The sequence below is a fragment of the Actinomycetospora sp. C-140 genome (assembly GCF_054796175.1).
Genome location: NZ_JBTWNF010000009.1, coordinates 184,038 through 200,134 on the forward strand (window position 1 = coordinate 184,038; position 16,097 = coordinate 200,134).

Annotated in this window: 14 protein-coding genes; 10 read left to right on the forward strand and 4 right to left on the reverse strand. The window is 74.2% G+C overall.

The window, feature by feature from the left end; translation table 11 throughout:
* Positions 1 to 26 precede the first annotated feature (26 nt).
* Entirely contained in the window at positions 27 to 701 is a 675-nt protein-coding gene (locus tag ACR9E3_RS16895) for a LuxR C-terminal-related transcriptional regulator (protein WP_460381485.1), read from the forward strand.
* Positions 698 to 1,666: a glycosyl hydrolase family 18 protein gene (locus ACR9E3_RS16900; RefSeq protein ID WP_460381487.1), complete on the forward strand. Its 969-nt coding sequence runs from the start codon at positions 698 to 700 to the stop codon at positions 1,664 to 1,666. Before ACR9E3_RS16895 ends, ACR9E3_RS16900 begins: the two co-directional genes overlap by 4 nt.
* Positions 1,667 to 1,711: 45 nt before the next feature.
* On the opposite strand, the gene ACR9E3_RS16905 is transcribed toward ACR9E3_RS16900, so the two are convergent.
* The 3 genes from ACR9E3_RS16905 to ACR9E3_RS16915 all read right to left on the reverse strand — a co-directional run bounded on the left by ACR9E3_RS16905 (position 1,712) and on the right by ACR9E3_RS16915 (position 5,036).
* On the reverse strand, positions 1,712 to 2,449 hold the full coding sequence (locus ACR9E3_RS16905; RefSeq protein WP_460381488.1) for an SDR family NAD(P)-dependent oxidoreductase: 738 nt from the start codon (positions 2,447 to 2,449) through the stop codon (positions 1,712 to 1,714).
* The gene (locus tag ACR9E3_RS16910) at positions 2,439 to 3,746 is read right to left on the reverse strand and encodes a sugar transferase (RefSeq protein ID WP_460381490.1); all 1,308 of its coding nucleotides are present in this window, start codon (positions 3,744 to 3,746) and stop codon (positions 2,439 to 2,441) included. The genes ACR9E3_RS16905 and ACR9E3_RS16910 overlap by 11 nt, the downstream gene beginning before the upstream one ends.
* 384 nt (positions 3,747 to 4,130) lie before the next feature.
* On the reverse strand, positions 4,131 to 5,036 hold the full coding sequence (locus ACR9E3_RS16915; protein ID WP_460381491.1) for a glycosyltransferase family 2 protein: 906 nt from the start codon (positions 5,034 to 5,036) through the stop codon (positions 4,131 to 4,133).
* A gap of 169 nt (positions 5,037 to 5,205) precedes the next feature.
* Here ACR9E3_RS16915 and ACR9E3_RS16920 point away from each other — a divergent pair, with 169 nt between their 5' ends.
* The 8 genes from ACR9E3_RS16920 to ACR9E3_RS16955 all read left to right on the forward strand — a co-directional run bounded on the left by ACR9E3_RS16920 (position 5,206) and on the right by ACR9E3_RS16955 (position 14,822).
* Positions 5,206 to 6,498, forward strand: a complete 1,293-nt coding sequence (locus tag ACR9E3_RS16920; RefSeq protein WP_460381493.1) for a glycosyltransferase family 4 protein — start codon at positions 5,206 to 5,208, stop codon at positions 6,496 to 6,498.
* The gene (locus ACR9E3_RS16925; protein ID WP_460381494.1) at positions 6,491 to 7,468 is read left to right on the forward strand and encodes a GDP-L-fucose synthase family protein; all 978 of its coding nucleotides are present in this window, start codon (positions 6,491 to 6,493) and stop codon (positions 7,466 to 7,468) included. Before ACR9E3_RS16920 ends, ACR9E3_RS16925 begins: the two co-directional genes overlap by 8 nt.
* Positions 7,465 to 8,442, forward strand: a complete 978-nt coding sequence (gene gmd, locus ACR9E3_RS16930) for a GDP-mannose 4,6-dehydratase (RefSeq protein WP_460381496.1) — start codon at positions 7,465 to 7,467, stop codon at positions 8,440 to 8,442. The genes ACR9E3_RS16925 and gmd overlap by 4 nt, the downstream gene beginning before the upstream one ends.
* On the forward strand, positions 8,439 to 9,776 hold the full coding sequence (locus tag ACR9E3_RS16935; protein ID WP_460381498.1) for a hypothetical protein: 1,338 nt from the start codon (positions 8,439 to 8,441) through the stop codon (positions 9,774 to 9,776). The genes gmd and ACR9E3_RS16935 overlap by 4 nt, the downstream gene beginning before the upstream one ends.
* The gene (locus ACR9E3_RS16940) at positions 9,773 to 11,095 is read left to right on the forward strand and encodes a right-handed parallel beta-helix repeat-containing protein (RefSeq protein WP_460381499.1); all 1,323 of its coding nucleotides are present in this window, start codon (positions 9,773 to 9,775) and stop codon (positions 11,093 to 11,095) included. Before ACR9E3_RS16935 ends, ACR9E3_RS16940 begins: the two co-directional genes overlap by 4 nt.
* A gap of 12 nt (positions 11,096 to 11,107) precedes the next feature.
* Positions 11,108 to 12,127: a glycosyltransferase family 4 protein gene (locus tag ACR9E3_RS16945; protein WP_460381500.1), complete on the forward strand. Its 1,020-nt coding sequence runs from the start codon at positions 11,108 to 11,110 to the stop codon at positions 12,125 to 12,127.
* Between the two features lie 68 nt (positions 12,128 to 12,195).
* Positions 12,196 to 13,476, forward strand: a complete 1,281-nt coding sequence (locus ACR9E3_RS16950) for a hypothetical protein (RefSeq protein WP_460381501.1) — start codon at positions 12,196 to 12,198, stop codon at positions 13,474 to 13,476.
* Positions 13,473 to 14,822 (forward strand): tyrosine-protein kinase domain-containing protein, encoded by a 1,350-nt coding sequence (locus ACR9E3_RS16955; RefSeq protein ID WP_460381502.1) that lies wholly within the window; start codon positions 13,473 to 13,475, stop codon positions 14,820 to 14,822. The genes ACR9E3_RS16950 and ACR9E3_RS16955 overlap by 4 nt, the downstream gene beginning before the upstream one ends.
* Here the strand turns inward: ACR9E3_RS16955 and ACR9E3_RS16960 are convergent.
* On the reverse strand, positions 14,772 to 16,094 hold the full coding sequence (locus tag ACR9E3_RS16960) for a lipopolysaccharide biosynthesis protein (protein ID WP_460381504.1): 1,323 nt from the start codon (positions 16,092 to 16,094) through the stop codon (positions 14,772 to 14,774). The genes ACR9E3_RS16955 and ACR9E3_RS16960 overlap by 51 nt on opposite strands.
* Between the last annotated feature and the right edge of the window lie 3 nt (positions 16,095 to 16,097).

Genomic DNA, 16,097 nt, shown 5'->3' on the forward strand with positions numbered 1-16,097 from the left:
CACACCGCACGGTCGGGGGTGACCCCGTGCCCGACATCGTTCTCGGGGAGGACCACACCGCCGTCGCCGACGCCCTCACGACCGTCCTCGCCGACGACGAGCGCCGGGTGGTCGCCGTGCGGAGCACCGTCGCGGGCGTCCGCCGCGTCGTCGTCGACGAGCAGCCTGGCCTGCTGCTGCTCGACCGGTGGTTCACCGACGGCGACGGGTTCGCGCTCCTGCCAGTGCTCGCCACCGCGGCGCCGGGCACGCGGATCCTCGTCATGACCGCGGATCCGGACCCCGACACCGCCATCCAGGCCCTCGCGCTCGGCGCCCACGGGTTCGTCCACCTGACCCGCGGCGCGTCCGCCCTGCTCGGCGCGGTCGACCGGGTCCTCGCCGGGGAGACGGTCGTCGAGCTGCCGCCGCGCTGGACCAGCGTGCCGCAGCCGCGCGGACGCCCCGCTCCCGCGATCCACCTGACCGCCCGGGAGCAGCAGTGCCTCGGGCTGCTCGCCCGCGGTGTCGGGACGGCGGCGATGGCCGAGGCGCTCGCGGTGAGCGTCACGACGGTCCGTACCCACGTGCAGGCGGTGATGACGAAGCTCGGGGTGCACACGCGGCGGGAGGCCGTGGCCTACGCGGTGCGCCACCACCTGGTGCCGGACACCGACGACCGCCTGGAGCGTGGGGCGGCGGGGCTGACGGAGCCGGCGTGAGCGCCCCGGGGCGGCCTTCGGTGGTCGCCTCACTGCCGCCCGACGCGCTCGCCGGCGCGACGCGCGTGGTCGCCGAGCACACCGACGTCATCGACTCCGTGACACCGTGCCTCTACCGGATCGGGCCACACGACGACGCCGTCGAGCTCCTGAGCGGGGCGCCGGCCGCGGCGGCGGCCCTCGCGACACTGCGTGCCGCGTCCCGGCCGGTGCTGCCGGGGGTCACCGACCGCTTCGGTGACGACCGCTCCGACGTGGTGCCGCGGATGCTGCACGACCGGGCGCGGACCGTCCGCCACGTCGGTGCGCTGGCCGACCTCGTGCGGCGCCAGGGCTACGACGGCCTCGAGATCGAGTTTGTGACGCTGCGGCGGGACGACCGCGCGGCCTTCACGGCGTACGCCGCGGAGCTCGCCGGCGCCCTGCACGACGCCGGGGCCCGGCTGGCGGTGACGATCGGGGCCCTCACCCACGACCGCGACGGCGACGAGCACGACGCCGCCCACGACCACGCCGCGCTCGGCGCGATCGTCGACGAGCTGCGGCTGCGCACCGTCGACTACCACTGGGCCACCTCGGCGCCCGGCCCGGTCGCGCCGGTGGACTGGGTCCGCGCCGTCCTCGCCTACGAGACGGCGCGCGTGCCGGCCCACAAGCTCGTCATGGGTGTCGCCACCACGGGGTACCGGTGGAGCGGAGCCGGCGGCGCCGCGATCGGCCACCGGGACGCCCTCGCGCTCGCCGACCGTCTCGCGGGCGGCGAGGTGCGCTGGGACCCGCTGAGCGCCGCGCCGTGGTTCGGCCGCCGCGAAGCCGGCGGCACGGCGCACGAGGTGTGGTTCGAGGACGCCCACAGCCTGGCCGCCAAGCGGCGCGTGGCGGCCGAGGCCGGGGTGCAGGGGTTGCTGCTGTGGCTCACCGCGCCACCCGATCCGCGGGTCTGGGGTGAGCTGGCCGGGCCCTGACCCGGGCTCAGACGGGCCCAGACGGACTCGGCGCGTCGACCTGGTTCACCGCCGCACGAGACGGCGGGCTTTCAGTGCCGCGCGCTGCGCCAGCGACGGCCGTCCGACCGCGACCCGGTGCTCGCCGCGCGCGTGCGCGTCGAGGGCGGCCCGCGCGACCTCGTCGGGCGTGCGCCACCAGCTGTCCGGGATGCCGGAGACGTCCTCGCCCAGGTGGTCGTGGAAGGCGGTGCGGGTGTAGCCCGGCGCCACGGTGGTGACCACGACCCCGGTGCCGTCGACCTCGGCCGCCAGCGAGCGGCCGAGCGCGTCGAGGAACGCCTTGCTCGCGGCGTAGGGCGCCAGGCCGGCCGTGCCGGCGGCCACCGGGCTGGAGATCGTGATGATGCCGCCGCCCCCGGCCATGCGCGGCAACGCGGCGCGGGACAGGCGCAGCGGGGCGAGGGCGTTGACGTGGACGGTCGCGTCCAGCGTCGCGGGGTCCTGCTCGACGAGCGGGGCGAAGACGCCGGTCGCGGCGTTGTTGACCAGGAGACGGACCGGGTCGGGCGTGGAGACGAGGAGGTCCTCGACGCTGGCCAGACCGTCGGGCGTCGCGAGGTCGGCGACGACGACCTCGGCGGGCGTCGGGAGCGAGGCCGCGAGTGCCTCCAGGGCGTCGCGGCGCCGGGCCACCAGGACGAGGGGGTGGCCCCGGGCGGCGAGCTCGCGCGCCAGCGCAGCCCCGATCCCCGACGACGCCCCGGTGACGAGGGCGCGGGGCGGGGAAGCGTCAGCGGCCACGGGCGAAGAGGACCTCGCTGATCGTGCGGAGCAGGACCTTGAAGTCGAGCCAGAGCGACCAGTTCTCGATGTAGTAGTTGTCGAACCGGGCGCGGTCGGAGATCGGGGTGTCGGCGCCGCGCAGGCCGCTGACCTGGGCGAGGCCGGTGAGCCCCGACGGGACGCGGTGGCGGTGGTCGTAGCGGGGGAGCTCCGACGAGAACTTCTCCACGAAGTGCGGGCGCTCCGGGCGGGGGCCGACGAGCGTCATGTCGCCGCGCAGGATGTTCCACAGCTGCGGGAGCTCGTCGAGGGACGTCCGGCGCAGCACGCGGCCGACCGGTCCCACGCGCTGGTCGCCGACTACTGACCACCGCGTGGCGGACTCCGATTCGTCGGCGGGGCGCATCGAGCGGAACTTGAGGCACTCGAACTCCCGGCCGTCCCGGCCGACGCGCGCCTGCCGGAAGATCACGCCAGGCCCGCCCTCGATCCGTACCGCCAGGGCGCACAGCGCCAGGACCGGCGCAAGGATCAGCAGGACGATCGCGCTCACCGTCACGTCGAAGACGCGCTTGAGGGCCCAGCTGACGCCGTCGAGCGGAGGCGTGCGGATCCGCATGATCGGCACCGAGCCGATGTGGTCGCCGGACCCGGTCTGGGTCACGAACGCGGGCAGCCGCGGCACGATCAGCAGGTCGCAGCCGGCGCACTCGGGGCTGCGCACGCGGTCGAGCAGCTCCACCTCGTCGAACTCGCCGCCCGCGACCAGCACCACGTCGATGCCGTTCTCGGCGACGAGCCGCTCGAGGTCGGCCAGCGCCCCGACGTGGGGGGCGAACGCCGACGCCGGGCAGTCCTGCCCGTCGTCCAGGAACCCGGCCACGGCGAGGCCGTAGCGGGGGTGGCGCTGGAGCAGCTCGATGAGATCCGCGCCGAGCGAGCCGCCACCGACCACGAGCGTGCGGTGGGCGACGACGCGGCGCTTCCGCGCCTCGAGGATGAACCTCGTGGTCGCAGCACGCCCCAGGACCACCAGCCCGAGGCCGGGCAGCACCACGAGGAGGAACTCCTCGACGCCCTCGCCGTCGTGGCGCAGCGCGAACACCGTGGCCACCAACGCGGCAGCGACGAGCAGCCGGCCGATGACCATGGGCAGCTCGTCGAGCACCGAGAGGTGAAGGCGCGCCCGGTAGCGCGCTCCGTTGGAGAGCAGGACCAGCGCGATCACGGTCATCGCCACCATCGCCCTCGTGTACTGCGGCACCCACAGCACTGGCGCGATCATGAGGACGGCGTCCACGGGAAGGACCAGCATCCATGCCTGCCAGCTGACCGCCGAGCGGAAGCCGAGCAGTGGTCGAGCCGGGGCGGGAAGAGCTGGTGTCGTGTAGCGCGCCGGAGCAGGGCGAAGGCGGGCGGCCGGCCGACGATCGATGCCCCGCACCGCACCCGCGGCCGGGTCGACGGCCTCCGAACGCGAGCCGGGAACATCCGCCACCGAACGCAACGCGTTGCCCCTCTCACTGAGATGTCGGGGCCGTACGGCGCAGGGGGGACGGACGCCGGACTTCACCCGATCGAGCGAACGGCAAGCTACATGCTGATCGAGTCGAGGGTGAAGCCCGTAGTCAGATCGGTGACACCACCGGGCGTCGGGCACTGTGATCACTCGATCGCAGTACGTGAGATCGCCTGCTCGTCACCCTGTGACGTGGCGCGAGGTGTGGCGATCGTCTCGGCGCGCGCGACGGGGATCGAGCAGGAACGTCGACACCCGATGGACACGCGAGTCGGGATTCGACGACGCCGACATGATCATGCGGTGCCGTAGCCAGGTCAGCGGCCAGCGGGCGAGGCCCTGCGCGACGTCCTTGCTCGCGATCACGTCAGCGTGCTGGCGGCGCAGGCGCCGGATGAACTCCCGCTGGAGGTACAGGTTGTGGCGCCGGGCGGAGCTGGTCACCGACCCGATGGCCAGGCGGAAGCTGGCGAGCGTCTCGGGTAGGCCGTAGAAGTCGCCGACGGTGGTGAGCCGGACCGCGAGGCCGACGTCGAGGGTGAACCCGTCCTCGGTCGGGAAGCCGCCGACCGCGTCGAATGCCCAACGCCGCATCAACATGTTGCCGGTACAACCGAGCGGGTTGCCGCCGTGCCGGACAACGCGACGCACGACGTCGCCCCGGTCGTGTCGTCCGACGAGGTCAGGCGTGCGCAGGACGCGGTCGCGCGCCACCACGCTGTCGTGATCGTCGATGAGGTGGTGCCGGCTCGAGACCACGACGACCTCGGGCTCGGCGTCCAGCACGGCGACCTGGCGGGCGAGGGCGTCGGGAGCGATGAGGTCGTCCGCCATGAGCACCTTCACGAGCGGCGCGCGGGTCGCGGCGACCGCGGCGTGAAAGTTGTCGATCATCGGGACTGTCTCGGCGTGGTGGACGACGCGCAGCCGCGGATCGTCGTAGGCGTCGACCACGGCACCCGAGCCGTCGGTGCTGGCGTTGTCGATCACCACGAGCTCGAAGTCGGTGAAGTTCTGCGCCAGGACGCTGTCGATGGTGCGACCGACGTACTCCGCCTTCTGGAAGAGCGGGACGCAGACGGACACGCGAGGACAGGCGTGGTCGCGCGGAACTTCTGTCGGGCGTTGGTCATCACTCTTGACACCGGCCGCTTGATCCACGCATCTATCGTGCCGAGAGTAGCGATTGGGGGTCAACGACTGCGCCGTAAGAGGTAACACCGTTCGCTCAGGGGGGTGATCGGAGAAACACGCCGTGCTGATCGACCGACCGGTCAGGACCGCTCTGGACGCTGGCGTCCTCGATGTGCTCGTTCTGGGCATGCACTACCCGCCGGAACACACCGGCAATGCTCCGTACACGGCAGGGATGGTCGCCGCGCTCGCTGATGCCGGACACCGGGTCCGCGTCGTCACCGGCTATCCGCATTACCCGCAATGGGCGGTCCACGACGGCTACACCGGCCTCCGCCGCCGGGAGATCGACTCCGGTGTGCCGGTCACCCGCGTCCGCCATCCTGTTCCACACGTCCCGAGCGCACTGCGTCGCATCGTCATGGACGCGGCGTTCACGGCGCACGCGACGGCAATCGGCCGCCAAGGTGCGCGACGACCCGATGTGGTGATCGCGGTCAGCCCCGTGCTCCTGACCGTCCTGGCCGGTCTGCGGTGGAAGCGTCCGGGGCGCACAGCGCTCGGCGTGGTCACCCAGGACCTCTACAGCCGCGCGATCACGGAGACCGGTATCGCTCCTGCGGGGGCCGGGCAGGCAGCTGCCAAGCTCGAGGGCTGGCTGCTCGCGCAAGCCGACGGGGTCGCCGTCGTGCACGAGAAGTTCGTCGATCGCGTCGCAGCGCTGGGCGTCGATCGCACCAGTGTCTCGGTGATCCCGAACTGGTCGCACGTCGGAGTGGGAGCGGGCGATCGCGCGACCACGCGACGGTCACTGGGATGGCGGGACGACGAGACCGTCGTGCTCCACGCCGGCAACATGGGCCTCAAGCAGGGACTCGACAACGTCGTCGACACCGCGCGGTTGGCCGATCACGAGGGGTCCGCCGCCCGCTTCGTCCTGTTGGGCGACGGCAATCAGAGGGCTGCCCTCCGCGAGCGCGCCGCCGGCGTCGAGCGCGTCCAGTTCCTCGATCCGTTGCCGGAGGACCGCTTTCCCGACGCCCTGGCCGCAGCCGACATCCTCCTCGTCAACGAGGCCACGACCGTCGCCGAGATGTCGGCGCCCAGTAAGCTCACCTCGTACTTCACGGCAGGACGTCCGGTCGTGGCGGCGACGTGGGAGCGGAGCGCCGCGGCTGCCGAGATCTGCCGTTCGGGTGGGGGACTGCGCGTGGACCCGGGTCGACCGCAGGATCTGCTCGACGCCGTGCGCGGGGTCGCCGGCGATCCCGCGCGCGCAGAGGCCTTGGCCGCCGCCGGTCGCGCCTACGCGCAGGAGCACCTCGGCGCCGCGGCCGCACATCGCGAGTACCAGCGCTGGGTGGAGGACCTCGCCGCCTCGCGCGCATCTCTTGGGGGGAGAAGCCATGTCTGACCCGCTCGCCGGCTGGGAGCCGGGCCGGGCCCTGCCGCGCGACGCCCGCGTGTTCGTCGCGGGCTCGTCGGGGCTCGTCGGCTCGGCGGTGGTGCGCCACCTGCGGGGCGTCGGGTTCACCGACGTCGTCGGGGCCCGCTCGGCGCAGGTCGACCTGCGCGACCTCGCTGCCACCGTCGGGTTCCTGGAGGACACGCGCCCGGCCGTGGTCGTCGACGCCGCGGCACGGGTCGGCGGGATCGCGGCCAACGCGGCCGAGCCCGTCGAGTTCCTGCACGACAACCTGCGCATCCAGGCCAACCTGCTCGACGCGTCCCACCGCGTCGGGGTGCCGCGGCTGCTGCTGCTCGGCTCGTCGTGCATCTACCCGAAGTTCGCCGAGCAGCCGATCCGCGAGGACTCCCTGCTCACCGGCGCGCTCGAGCCCACCAACGACGCGTACGCGATCGCGAAGATCGCCGGGATCATGGGCGTGCAGTCCTACCGCCGCGAGTACGGGCGGTCGTGGATCTCGGCGATGCCGACCAACCTCTACGGGCCGGGCGACAACTTCGACCTCGAGAAGTCGCACGTGCTGCCGGCGCTGATGCGCAAGTTCCACGAGGCCCGCGTCTCCGGTGCCGCGGCCGTGACGGTGTGGGGCACCGGGACTCCGCGCCGCGAGTTCCTGCACGTCGACGACCTCGCCTCGGCGTGCCTGCACCTGCTCGAGACCTACGACGACCCCGCGCCGATCAACGTCGGCGTCGGCGAGGACGTCCCGATCGCCGACCTCGCCGTTCTCGTCGCCCACACGGTTGGCTTCCAGGGCGACATCGTCTACGACACCTCCCGCCCCGACGGCACGCCGCGCAAGCTGCTCGACGTCTCGCGCCTGCAGGCGCTGGGCTGGAAGCCGACGATCGGGCTCGCCGAGGGGCTGGCCTCGACCTACCGGTGGTTCCTCGAGCAGCAGGGAGCGCATGAGTGAAGCGGGCGTTGATCACGGGGATCACGGGGCAGGACGGGTCGTATCTGACCGAGCTGCTGCTGTCCAAGGGCTATGAGGTGCACGGGATCATCCGGCGCAGCTCGACGTTCAACACTCACCGGATCGATCACCTCTACCAGGACCCGCACGAGCGTGATCAGCGTCTGGTGCTGCACTACGGCGACCTGACCGACTCCAGCCGGCTGGTGACGTTGATCGAGAAGGTGCGCCCGGACGAGGTGTACCACCTGGCCGCCCAGTCGCACGTGCGCGTGAGCTTCGACGAGCCGGAGTACACCGGCAACACCACCGGCGTCGGCACCGCGCGGCTGCTCGAGGCGATCCGGATGGTCGGGGTCAACACGAGGTATTACCAGGCGTCGAGCTCGGAGATGTTCGGGGCGACCCCGCCCCCGCAGAACGAGGACACCCCGTTCTATCCCCGCTCCCCCTACGGGGCGGCGAAGGTCTACGGGTACTGGATGGCCCGCAACTACCGCGAGGCCCACCAGTTGTTCGCGGTCAACGGGATCCTGTTCAACCACGAGTCCCCCCGCCGCGGCGAGACGTTCGTGACCCGCAAGATCGCCCGCGCCGCCGCCCGCATCTCCGCGGGCCTCGAGCAGCACGTGTATCTCGGCAACCTGGACGCGGTGCGGGACTGGGGGTACGCCCAGGAGTACGTCGAGGGCATGTGGCGGATGCTGCAGGCCCCCGAGCCGGCCGACTACGTCCTCGCGACCGGGACCGCGACCACCGTCCGGGAGTTCACCCAGTACTGCTTCGACCGCGTGGGCCTCGACTGGGAGAAGCATGTCCGGTTCGACGAGACCTACCTGCGACCCACCGAGGTCGACGCCCTGATCGGCGACCCCTCGAAGGCCCAACGGGACCTGGGGTGGAAGGCCGAGACCATGCCCGAACAACTCGCCCACCTCATGGTCGACGCCGACCTGGCCGCTCTCCAGCCGTGACGCTCGTGCTCGCCGTCGGGTCCCGCCTCGCGCGGGTACCGGTCGTGGCGAGCCTCGCCCTGCTCGTCGTCCTGCGGCTCGTCGCCGGGCTCGTGCTCGACCACGGGGACGTCGACCTCTACGAGTTCGGCGTCATCGCCCGGAACTGGGTGGACGGCGACGGGTACAGCTACCTCTCGGCGACCCCGACCGGGGTGGTCGAGGGGTACGTCCCGGGCGCGAGCTACCTGCCCGGCGCGTTCATGCCGCCCGGCTACGTCGTGGTCGTGGCCGGGGCGACGCTGCTCGCCCGGGCCCTCGCCCTCGGGCCCGAGGGCGTCGTGTGGATCGTCCGGCTCGCCAACATCGCCCTGGCCGCCGTGGGCCTGGCCGGCCTGGTCGTCCTGGTCCGAACCCTCGCGACCGCCGCCGCCGCGCGCGTCGCCGCCCTGGCGTTCGCCGTTCTGCCGACGCTCGTCTACGTGACCACCCAGGTCTCGGCGGCCAACCTCTACCTCCCGCTCGAGATCTGGCTGCTCGCCGGGCTGGCCGTGCTCGCGGGCGCGGCGACCCGGCGGCGTCTGCTCGCGGTGGCCGTCGGGCTCGGCCTGCTGTGCCTGATGCGCTCCGAAGCGGTGGTGCTCATCCCCCTCGTCGCGGTCTGGGCCGCGGTGTTCGCGCGGCCGCTGGTCGCCGACCGGCGCTCGCGCCTCGCCGTGGCGGCCGTCGTCGTCATCGTCGCGGCGGTCCTGCCGGTCGCCTGGGCGGTGCGGAACTCGGCCGTCCTGGGCACGCCGGTCGTCACCAGCGCGACCACCGGCGGGTTCAACCTCTGGATCGGCAACCACGACGGCGCCTCCGGATCGCAGAAGGACGCCGACCCGCCGCCGGAGCTCGAGGAGCGCCTGGCCGCCGTGCCGGTGACGCGCGACTACGAGGTCGAGCGCGACGCCGTCTTCCGCGAGGCGGCGCTCCAGCACATCACCGCCGACCCGGTCGGCACGGTGCTGCTCGACGCCCGCAAGCTCCTCGCCCAGGTCACCGTCGACCTCGCCGACCCGCGCAGCACCAACCCGGTCTACCTCGGGAGCTACCTGGTCGTCCTCGTGCTCGGGGTGTGGGGCTGGGTGCGGTGGTGGCGCTCGCCGGGGCCGGACCGCCGGGCGCACACCTGGCTGATCGCGGGCTACGTCGTCACGAGCCTCGCCGTGCCGACCGTGTTCTTCGCGCTCGCCCGCTACCGCCTGCCGCTGGAGATCGTCCTCGTCGTCGGCACGGCGCTGCTCCTCGCGGGCCGCGCCGCCACCGACACCGACACCGAGACGCCCCGCCCCGTCGAGAGCGCGGCCCCGTGACCGGCGGCCTCTCACGACGCACCCTCCTCGCCGGCGCCGGGGCGCTGGCCACCACCGGCGCCCTCGCCGCGGTCGGCGCGACCGCGGCCTGCGCGACCGCGGCCCCGCGCCCCCCGGTCGTCGCGCCGCCGATGCCGAGCGGCAGCGCGCTGCGCCGCGGGCCCGTCGTGGACGTCCGCGACCACGGCGCCCGGGGCGACGGCACCACCGACGACACCGTCGCCGTGCGCGACGCGCTCAACGACGCGAACGGCCAGCGGGGCACGCTGTACTTCCCCGCCGGCGTCTACCGCTACCGCGTCGCGGAGGCGCTGGCCCCGGCCGCCGGGGTCGTGGTCGCCGGGGAACCCGGACGGTCGACGCTGCGGCTGGAGGCCCCGAGCGCCGACGCGTTCGTCGTGTTCTGCGCGCCGGTCGCGGCCGGCGTCACCCTCGACGGGCTCGTGCTCGAGCGCGCCGCCGACTTCCCGTGCGTGTTCGTCGCCCTCGGGCTCACCGACGACCTGACCCTGTCGCGGATGGCGTTCATCGGGCACCAGGACCGGTGGCCCGCCCACGCCTGCCACGGTGTGCAGCTCGGCGCGCGGGACGGGGCGACGTCACGGGGACTGCGGTGGACCGACTCCGTGGTCATGTCGATGAACTACGGCCTCCTCCAGACCAACGCCTCCACCGGGCGGACCGACGACGTCGCCGTCACCCGGTGCCGGTTCGTCGGCAACGCCGAGACCGACCTGGAGTTCAACAGCCCGAAGGGCGCCACGTCGGGTGTGCTGGTGGAGGGCTGCGAGTTCCGCGACCCGCTCGCGCGGGGCTTCGCGCTCGGCGTCGCGACGGGCCGCGACGTGACGATCCGGGGCAACACGATGTCCGGCTACGCCCTCGAGGCCGTGCACGTCGAGGACTACAGCGACGGCGTGACCATCGTCGGGAACCGCGTCGCGTCCGCGGGCCTCGAGGGCAACTCGCACATCCAGCTGATCGGCGGCGCCCGCCGGATCACCGTCGAGCGCAACACGTTCCTCGCCGGGTCCAACACCAGCGAGATCGTCGTCGTCAACGCCCTGGCCGGCGGCACCGCGCCCACGCCCGGCGGCCGGCCGACGGGACCGCCGGCCGACGTCGTCGTCGCCGACAACGACTTCGAGCTCGCCGAGACCGTCCGCGCCGCCTCGTTCGAGGGTGTGACCGGCGGCGCGTTCCGCGGCAACCGCCTGCGCGGTCCGGCGCTCGACGACGACCCCGGCGCCGCGGTCGGCGTCACCGGCAGCACCGGGATCGACGTCAGCGCCAACACCGCCAACGGCCGGCCGTTCTAGAGGGGAAGGGTCATGCGCATCGCGAGCGTGCTGCTCACGCCCCAGGTCGGGGGCGCGGAGACGCTCGAGGCCGCCCTCGTCGCCCGGTGGCGCGCCGAGGGCCACGACGTCACCACGCTCTACCTGGACCCGCCCGGGGCGTCGACCGGACAGCCGCAGCGGGTCGCGCGACTGCGCCGGGGTGTCACGGAGCTCGCCCCGGACGTCGTCCACGCCCACACCGCACTCCCCGCGCTCTACGCCCGCCTGGCCTCGCGCGGGACCTGGCCCGTCGTCACCGTCCTGCACAGCGCGGGCGAGAACTTCGCGATCCGCTCGCTGCGGTGGGCCGAGCGCGCGGTGCAGCGCTGGACCGACCACGTCGTCGCCATCAATCCCGGGCAGGTCGAGGAGTACCGGCGCCTGTTCGGCAGCCGGACCCCGGTGACGCTCGTGCCCAACGGCGTGCGCGACGACCTCGTGCCCCGCACGAGCCCGGCCGAGAAGGTCCGCGTCGCCGGCGCGCTCAACCGCCTCGTGCCCCAGAAGCGCGTCGACGTCCTGCTCGCCGGGTGGACGCGGGCGGCGCTGCCCGACGCCGAGCTGCGGGTCGCCGGGGTGGCCCCGGACGACGCGACGCGGGCGCAGGTGCAGCGGTGGGCCGACGACGCCCCGGCCGCGCGGCTGGTGGGCGGCGTGTCCGACGTGCCCGGGTTCCTGGCCGATACCGACCTGCTCGTGCACGCCGCGGACTTCGAAGGCCACCCGCTGGCCCCGCTCGAGGCCGCGGTGGCCGGCATCCCGGTGGTCGTCAGCGACCGCGTCGCGGCCACCGTCCCGGAGCTCGCGGTGACGGCCTTCCGGGCGGGGGACGCCGACGACCTCGCCGCGACCCTGCGCGCCGTCGCCGAGGACTACCCGCGCCTCGCCCGCCGCGCGGTCGAGGCCGCGCCGGCCCTGCAGCGCCGGCTGTCGCTGGCGGCGTGCGCGGACGGGCACATGAGGGTGTTGCAGAGCGCTCGGGACCGGACCCGCCGGCCCGCGGGCCGCTAGGGTGTGATCACCGTGCCCGAGCCGCGGACCAGGGACGACGGCGTGCCGTCAGGGGGGAGCGCGCCGCGATGACGCTCCCCGTCGCGGGCTCCCGCACGACCGGGGTCCACATCCCGGCGGGCCTCCCGCCCGGCCTCGTCCTGCTCGCCGTCCCGTTCCTGCGGCCCAACCTCCTCGGCGAGCAGTGGGCCGTCGTCGGCGCCGGGCTCGTCGGGCTCGCGGCCGTGCTCGCGCTCGTTCGCCGCGGCGAGCCCGAGGCCCAGGCGGACCTGACGTCCACCCGCCGGGCGTGGACGCTCGTCACCTTCCTGGGTCTCGCCTACGTGTGGCTGCTCCTGCGCGCGGCCGGTGAGGGGTCCGGCCCGAACCTGCAGTCGGTGATGCAGGACGTGATCCTCACCGTCGGGTCGGTCGCGGGCGTCGCGACGGTGTGCCGCGAACGCCGCGCCGCCCGCTGGGTGGCGATCGGGTTCGTCGTGATCGTCGGGGTGATGTGCGCGTCGTGGGTCGTCACCGCGCTCCTGTGGGCCGTGCTCGGGGTCGGCGGCGGGCAGATCGGCCAGGTCCCGGTCGGCGACCTCGCCCAGCCGCTGTACTTCCCGTTCACCGTCACCTACTCCGAGCAGACCGTCTTCGGGGTGGCCTTCCCCCGCTTCACCGGGGTCGGCCGCGAGTCCGGCTGGATGGCGATGTACTGCGCCGTCGCGTACTTCGTCGCGCGCCAGGTCGGCCTGCGCCGCGCCGGCGTCGGGCTGGTCCTGCTCCTCGGGCTCATCGGGTGCATCTCGACGTCCGGGTTCGGCGTCTTCGTCGTCGTGTGGGCCTACGACCAGTTCATCCGCCCGCGCGCGGCCGGGATCGGGCTGACGGGCTACCTCCGCCAGCTGTTCGGGGTGGTCGCCCTGGGGCTGGCGGCCTGGGTGGCCGTGACCGCCCCGGTGCTCGGCCTCGCGGCGAAGAGGACCCAGAACGTGATGTCGCTCGACGAGCGCAACCGCGCCACGCAGGCGGGGTGGGACGCGCTGTTCACCGACCCGTGGGGCGGCGCGTCCTCGGTCGCGCAGGGCGGGGTCAACCTCGTCTCCGACATCGCGGTGAACGGGCTGCCGTTCGTCGTCCTGATCCTCGCCGCGCTCGTCGTACCCGTGGCGCTCGGCGGCGGGCGCGGGCGCAGCACCGCCGCGGCCCTCGTGGTCGTCCTGACGCTCCTGCTCGCCCAGCCGGCGGGCGCCTCGGCCTGGGCGTTCGCCCTGATCGTCGTCGCGCTGACCCTCGACGACGCCGCGCCCGACCCCGACGCGCCCGAGGACGACCGCGTGGCGCCACCGACCCGGGCGGTGAGCGCATGACCATCCGCGACCACGTCGCGCTCCTGCGCGCCGTCGCGTGGCTCGTGCTGGCCGGCGCCGCGGTGGGCGTCGCGATCGCCGTCGTCGTCACGGTGCTGACGCCCCCGGTCTACGACTCGTCCGCGTCGTTCTACGTGTCGGCCCGCCCGGGCGCCGAGGCGTCCGACTCCTGGAGCGGGACCCGGCTGGCCGAGGAGAAGGTCGCCTCCTACAGCCAGCTGCTCACCGGGCCGCGCGTGGCCGCCGACGCCTCCCGGGAGCTCGGGGGCACGCCGTCGCCCGACGCGATCCAGGACGTGATCACGGTCGAGCCGGTCAAGGACACGGTGGTGCTGTCGATGCGGGTGACCGCCGGGTCGGCGGACGACGCGGTCCGTCTCGCGACCGCCGTCGCCGGCTCCTTCCTGCGCCTCGTCGGCACCCTCGACACTCCGCCGGGGCTCAGTTCCCCGGTGGTGACGGAGATGGTCCTGCCGCCGACGGTCCCCACCGAGCCGGTGAGCCCGAAGCTGAAGCTCAACGTCCCGGTCGGAGCCCTGCTCGGCGCGGTGCTCGGCTACGGCGTGGGCATCCTGCGGCGCTCGCGCGACACCTCGGTCGCCGCGCCCGCCGAGCTGGAGCCCCTCGTCGACGGTCCGGTGCTGGGCGTCGTCCCGACCGACGCGACGACGGCGACGCGCCCGGTCGTCCTGCCTTCCCACGGCACCGCCACCACCCGAGTCGAGGCGTACCGGCACCTCCGGAGCGCCGTGGACGACCGCCGCCGGGTGCTGGTGCTGACCGGCGCGAGCGCGGGCGCCGGGACGACGACGCTGACGCTGAACCTCGCGATCTCCCTCGCGGCCGCGGGCCGGCGGGTGCTCTACGTCGACGGCGACCTCCGGTCCGCGGGCGGGTCCGCGCTGCTCATCGGCACGCTCGGCCTCGAGCCCGGCCCCGGCCTGGCCACCGTCGTCGCCGGCGACGCCGAGCTCCGCGACGCGATCCGGCACTGGGAGCCCGGCGGGATCGACGTCCTCACGGCGGGGCACCTGCCGGCTCGCCCCAGCGAGCTCCTCGCCTCGCGGGCCGCCCCGCCGGTGCTCGGACGACTGCGCCGCCGCTACGACCACGTCCTCGTCGACACCCCGCCGATCCCGGCCGCCGTCGACGCCGCGAGCCTGGCCGCGCACGCCGACGGCGTGGTGCTCCTCGCCCGCGCCGGTGTGACGACCCGTCCCGAGCTCGCGCAGGTCCGCACGATCCTGCGGGCGGGCGGGATCCCGCTCGTGGGCGCCGTGCTCACCCGGACCGCGTCAGCGCGGCGCGGCACCGCCGTCGGGCGACGGGAGCCCGCGGTCCTCTGACGCCCCGGCGGTCGCCGCGGCGGCGCGGACCCGTCGCGCCGCGATCGCGAGGTGTACCAGGATCGAGATCTGGCTGAGCACGAAGCCCACCGCGGCCCACACGGCGCCGCCGAGGATCGCGAGGACCCAGGTCGACACCAGCCCGAGGCCGAGCCCGATCGTGATCGCGACGGCCGTGGTGCTCTGCCGGCCGCGGTTCTGCAGCATGATCGCGAGCGGCTGGTTGAGCGTCGAGAACACCGAGCCGATCGCCAGCACCGCCAGCACCGCGCCCGAGGCCGCGTACTCCGGCCCGAGGACGAGCGGGATCAGGGGCGGTCCGAGGACGGCAGCGGCGAGCGGGGCGAGTGTGAACAGCAGGGCGATCCGGAAGACCCGGCGCTCCTCGCCGCGCAGGGCCGTCTCGTCGTCGCGGGCGCGGGCGAGCCACGGCGCACCGACGAGCCCGAGGGACGTCGCGAAGAACCCCAGCGGGCCGAGCAACCGGCCGGCCGCGGCGTAGAGACCGGCGCCGGCGGGCCCGGCGCCGAGCGCGACGAGCGGGGTGTCGAGCTGCTGGGCCGACGCCGCGAGCGAGGCCAGGCCGTAGGAGAAGCCCTCCCGGTAGAGCCCCCAGACCTCGCGCTGACCCGGCGTGGGCGCCCGCGAGGTACCCAGGAAGTACTTGTCGAGCCCGGCCTCGATCGCGAAGGCCAGGACGAGGCCGATCGGGAGGGCCAGGTCGGGGACGCCGGTGAGGACGAGGAGCACGACCGCGACCAGACCGAGCGCGCGGCCGGTGACCTGCGCCGTCGCCGCCACCGTGAAGCGTTCCTGGGCGCGGAGCAGGCCGTTGCGGCTCTGCGCCTCCCACATAGCGAGGCCGAGGAACCCGAGCACGATCCCGGAGGCCGTCGTCGGTGCGATGACGACGGACGCGGCCATCGTGGGGACGACGAGCACCCAGGCCAGGCGTCGCTTGGCCCGGACGACCCCGCGGGCCCGGTCGGTGTCGACGGCCCCGGCCGCGACCTCGCGGGTGAGCAGCGCGATGAGGCCCGCGTCGAACACCGTCGCGGCGATCGTGCCGATGGCCACGCACGTCGCGATCAGGCCCAGCGTCGCCGGGGAGATCGCGCGGGCACCGACGACGTACATCAGGCCGACGATCACCTGGCCGGCGGCGAGTGCCCCCGCGACGCCGGCGAGGCGGCCGATCAGCAGCCCGATCGCGCGGCGCGCTCCCCCGGGCGCGGGCTCCTCCCCCGCCCCGGGCTCGGTCCCGGACTCCATCGG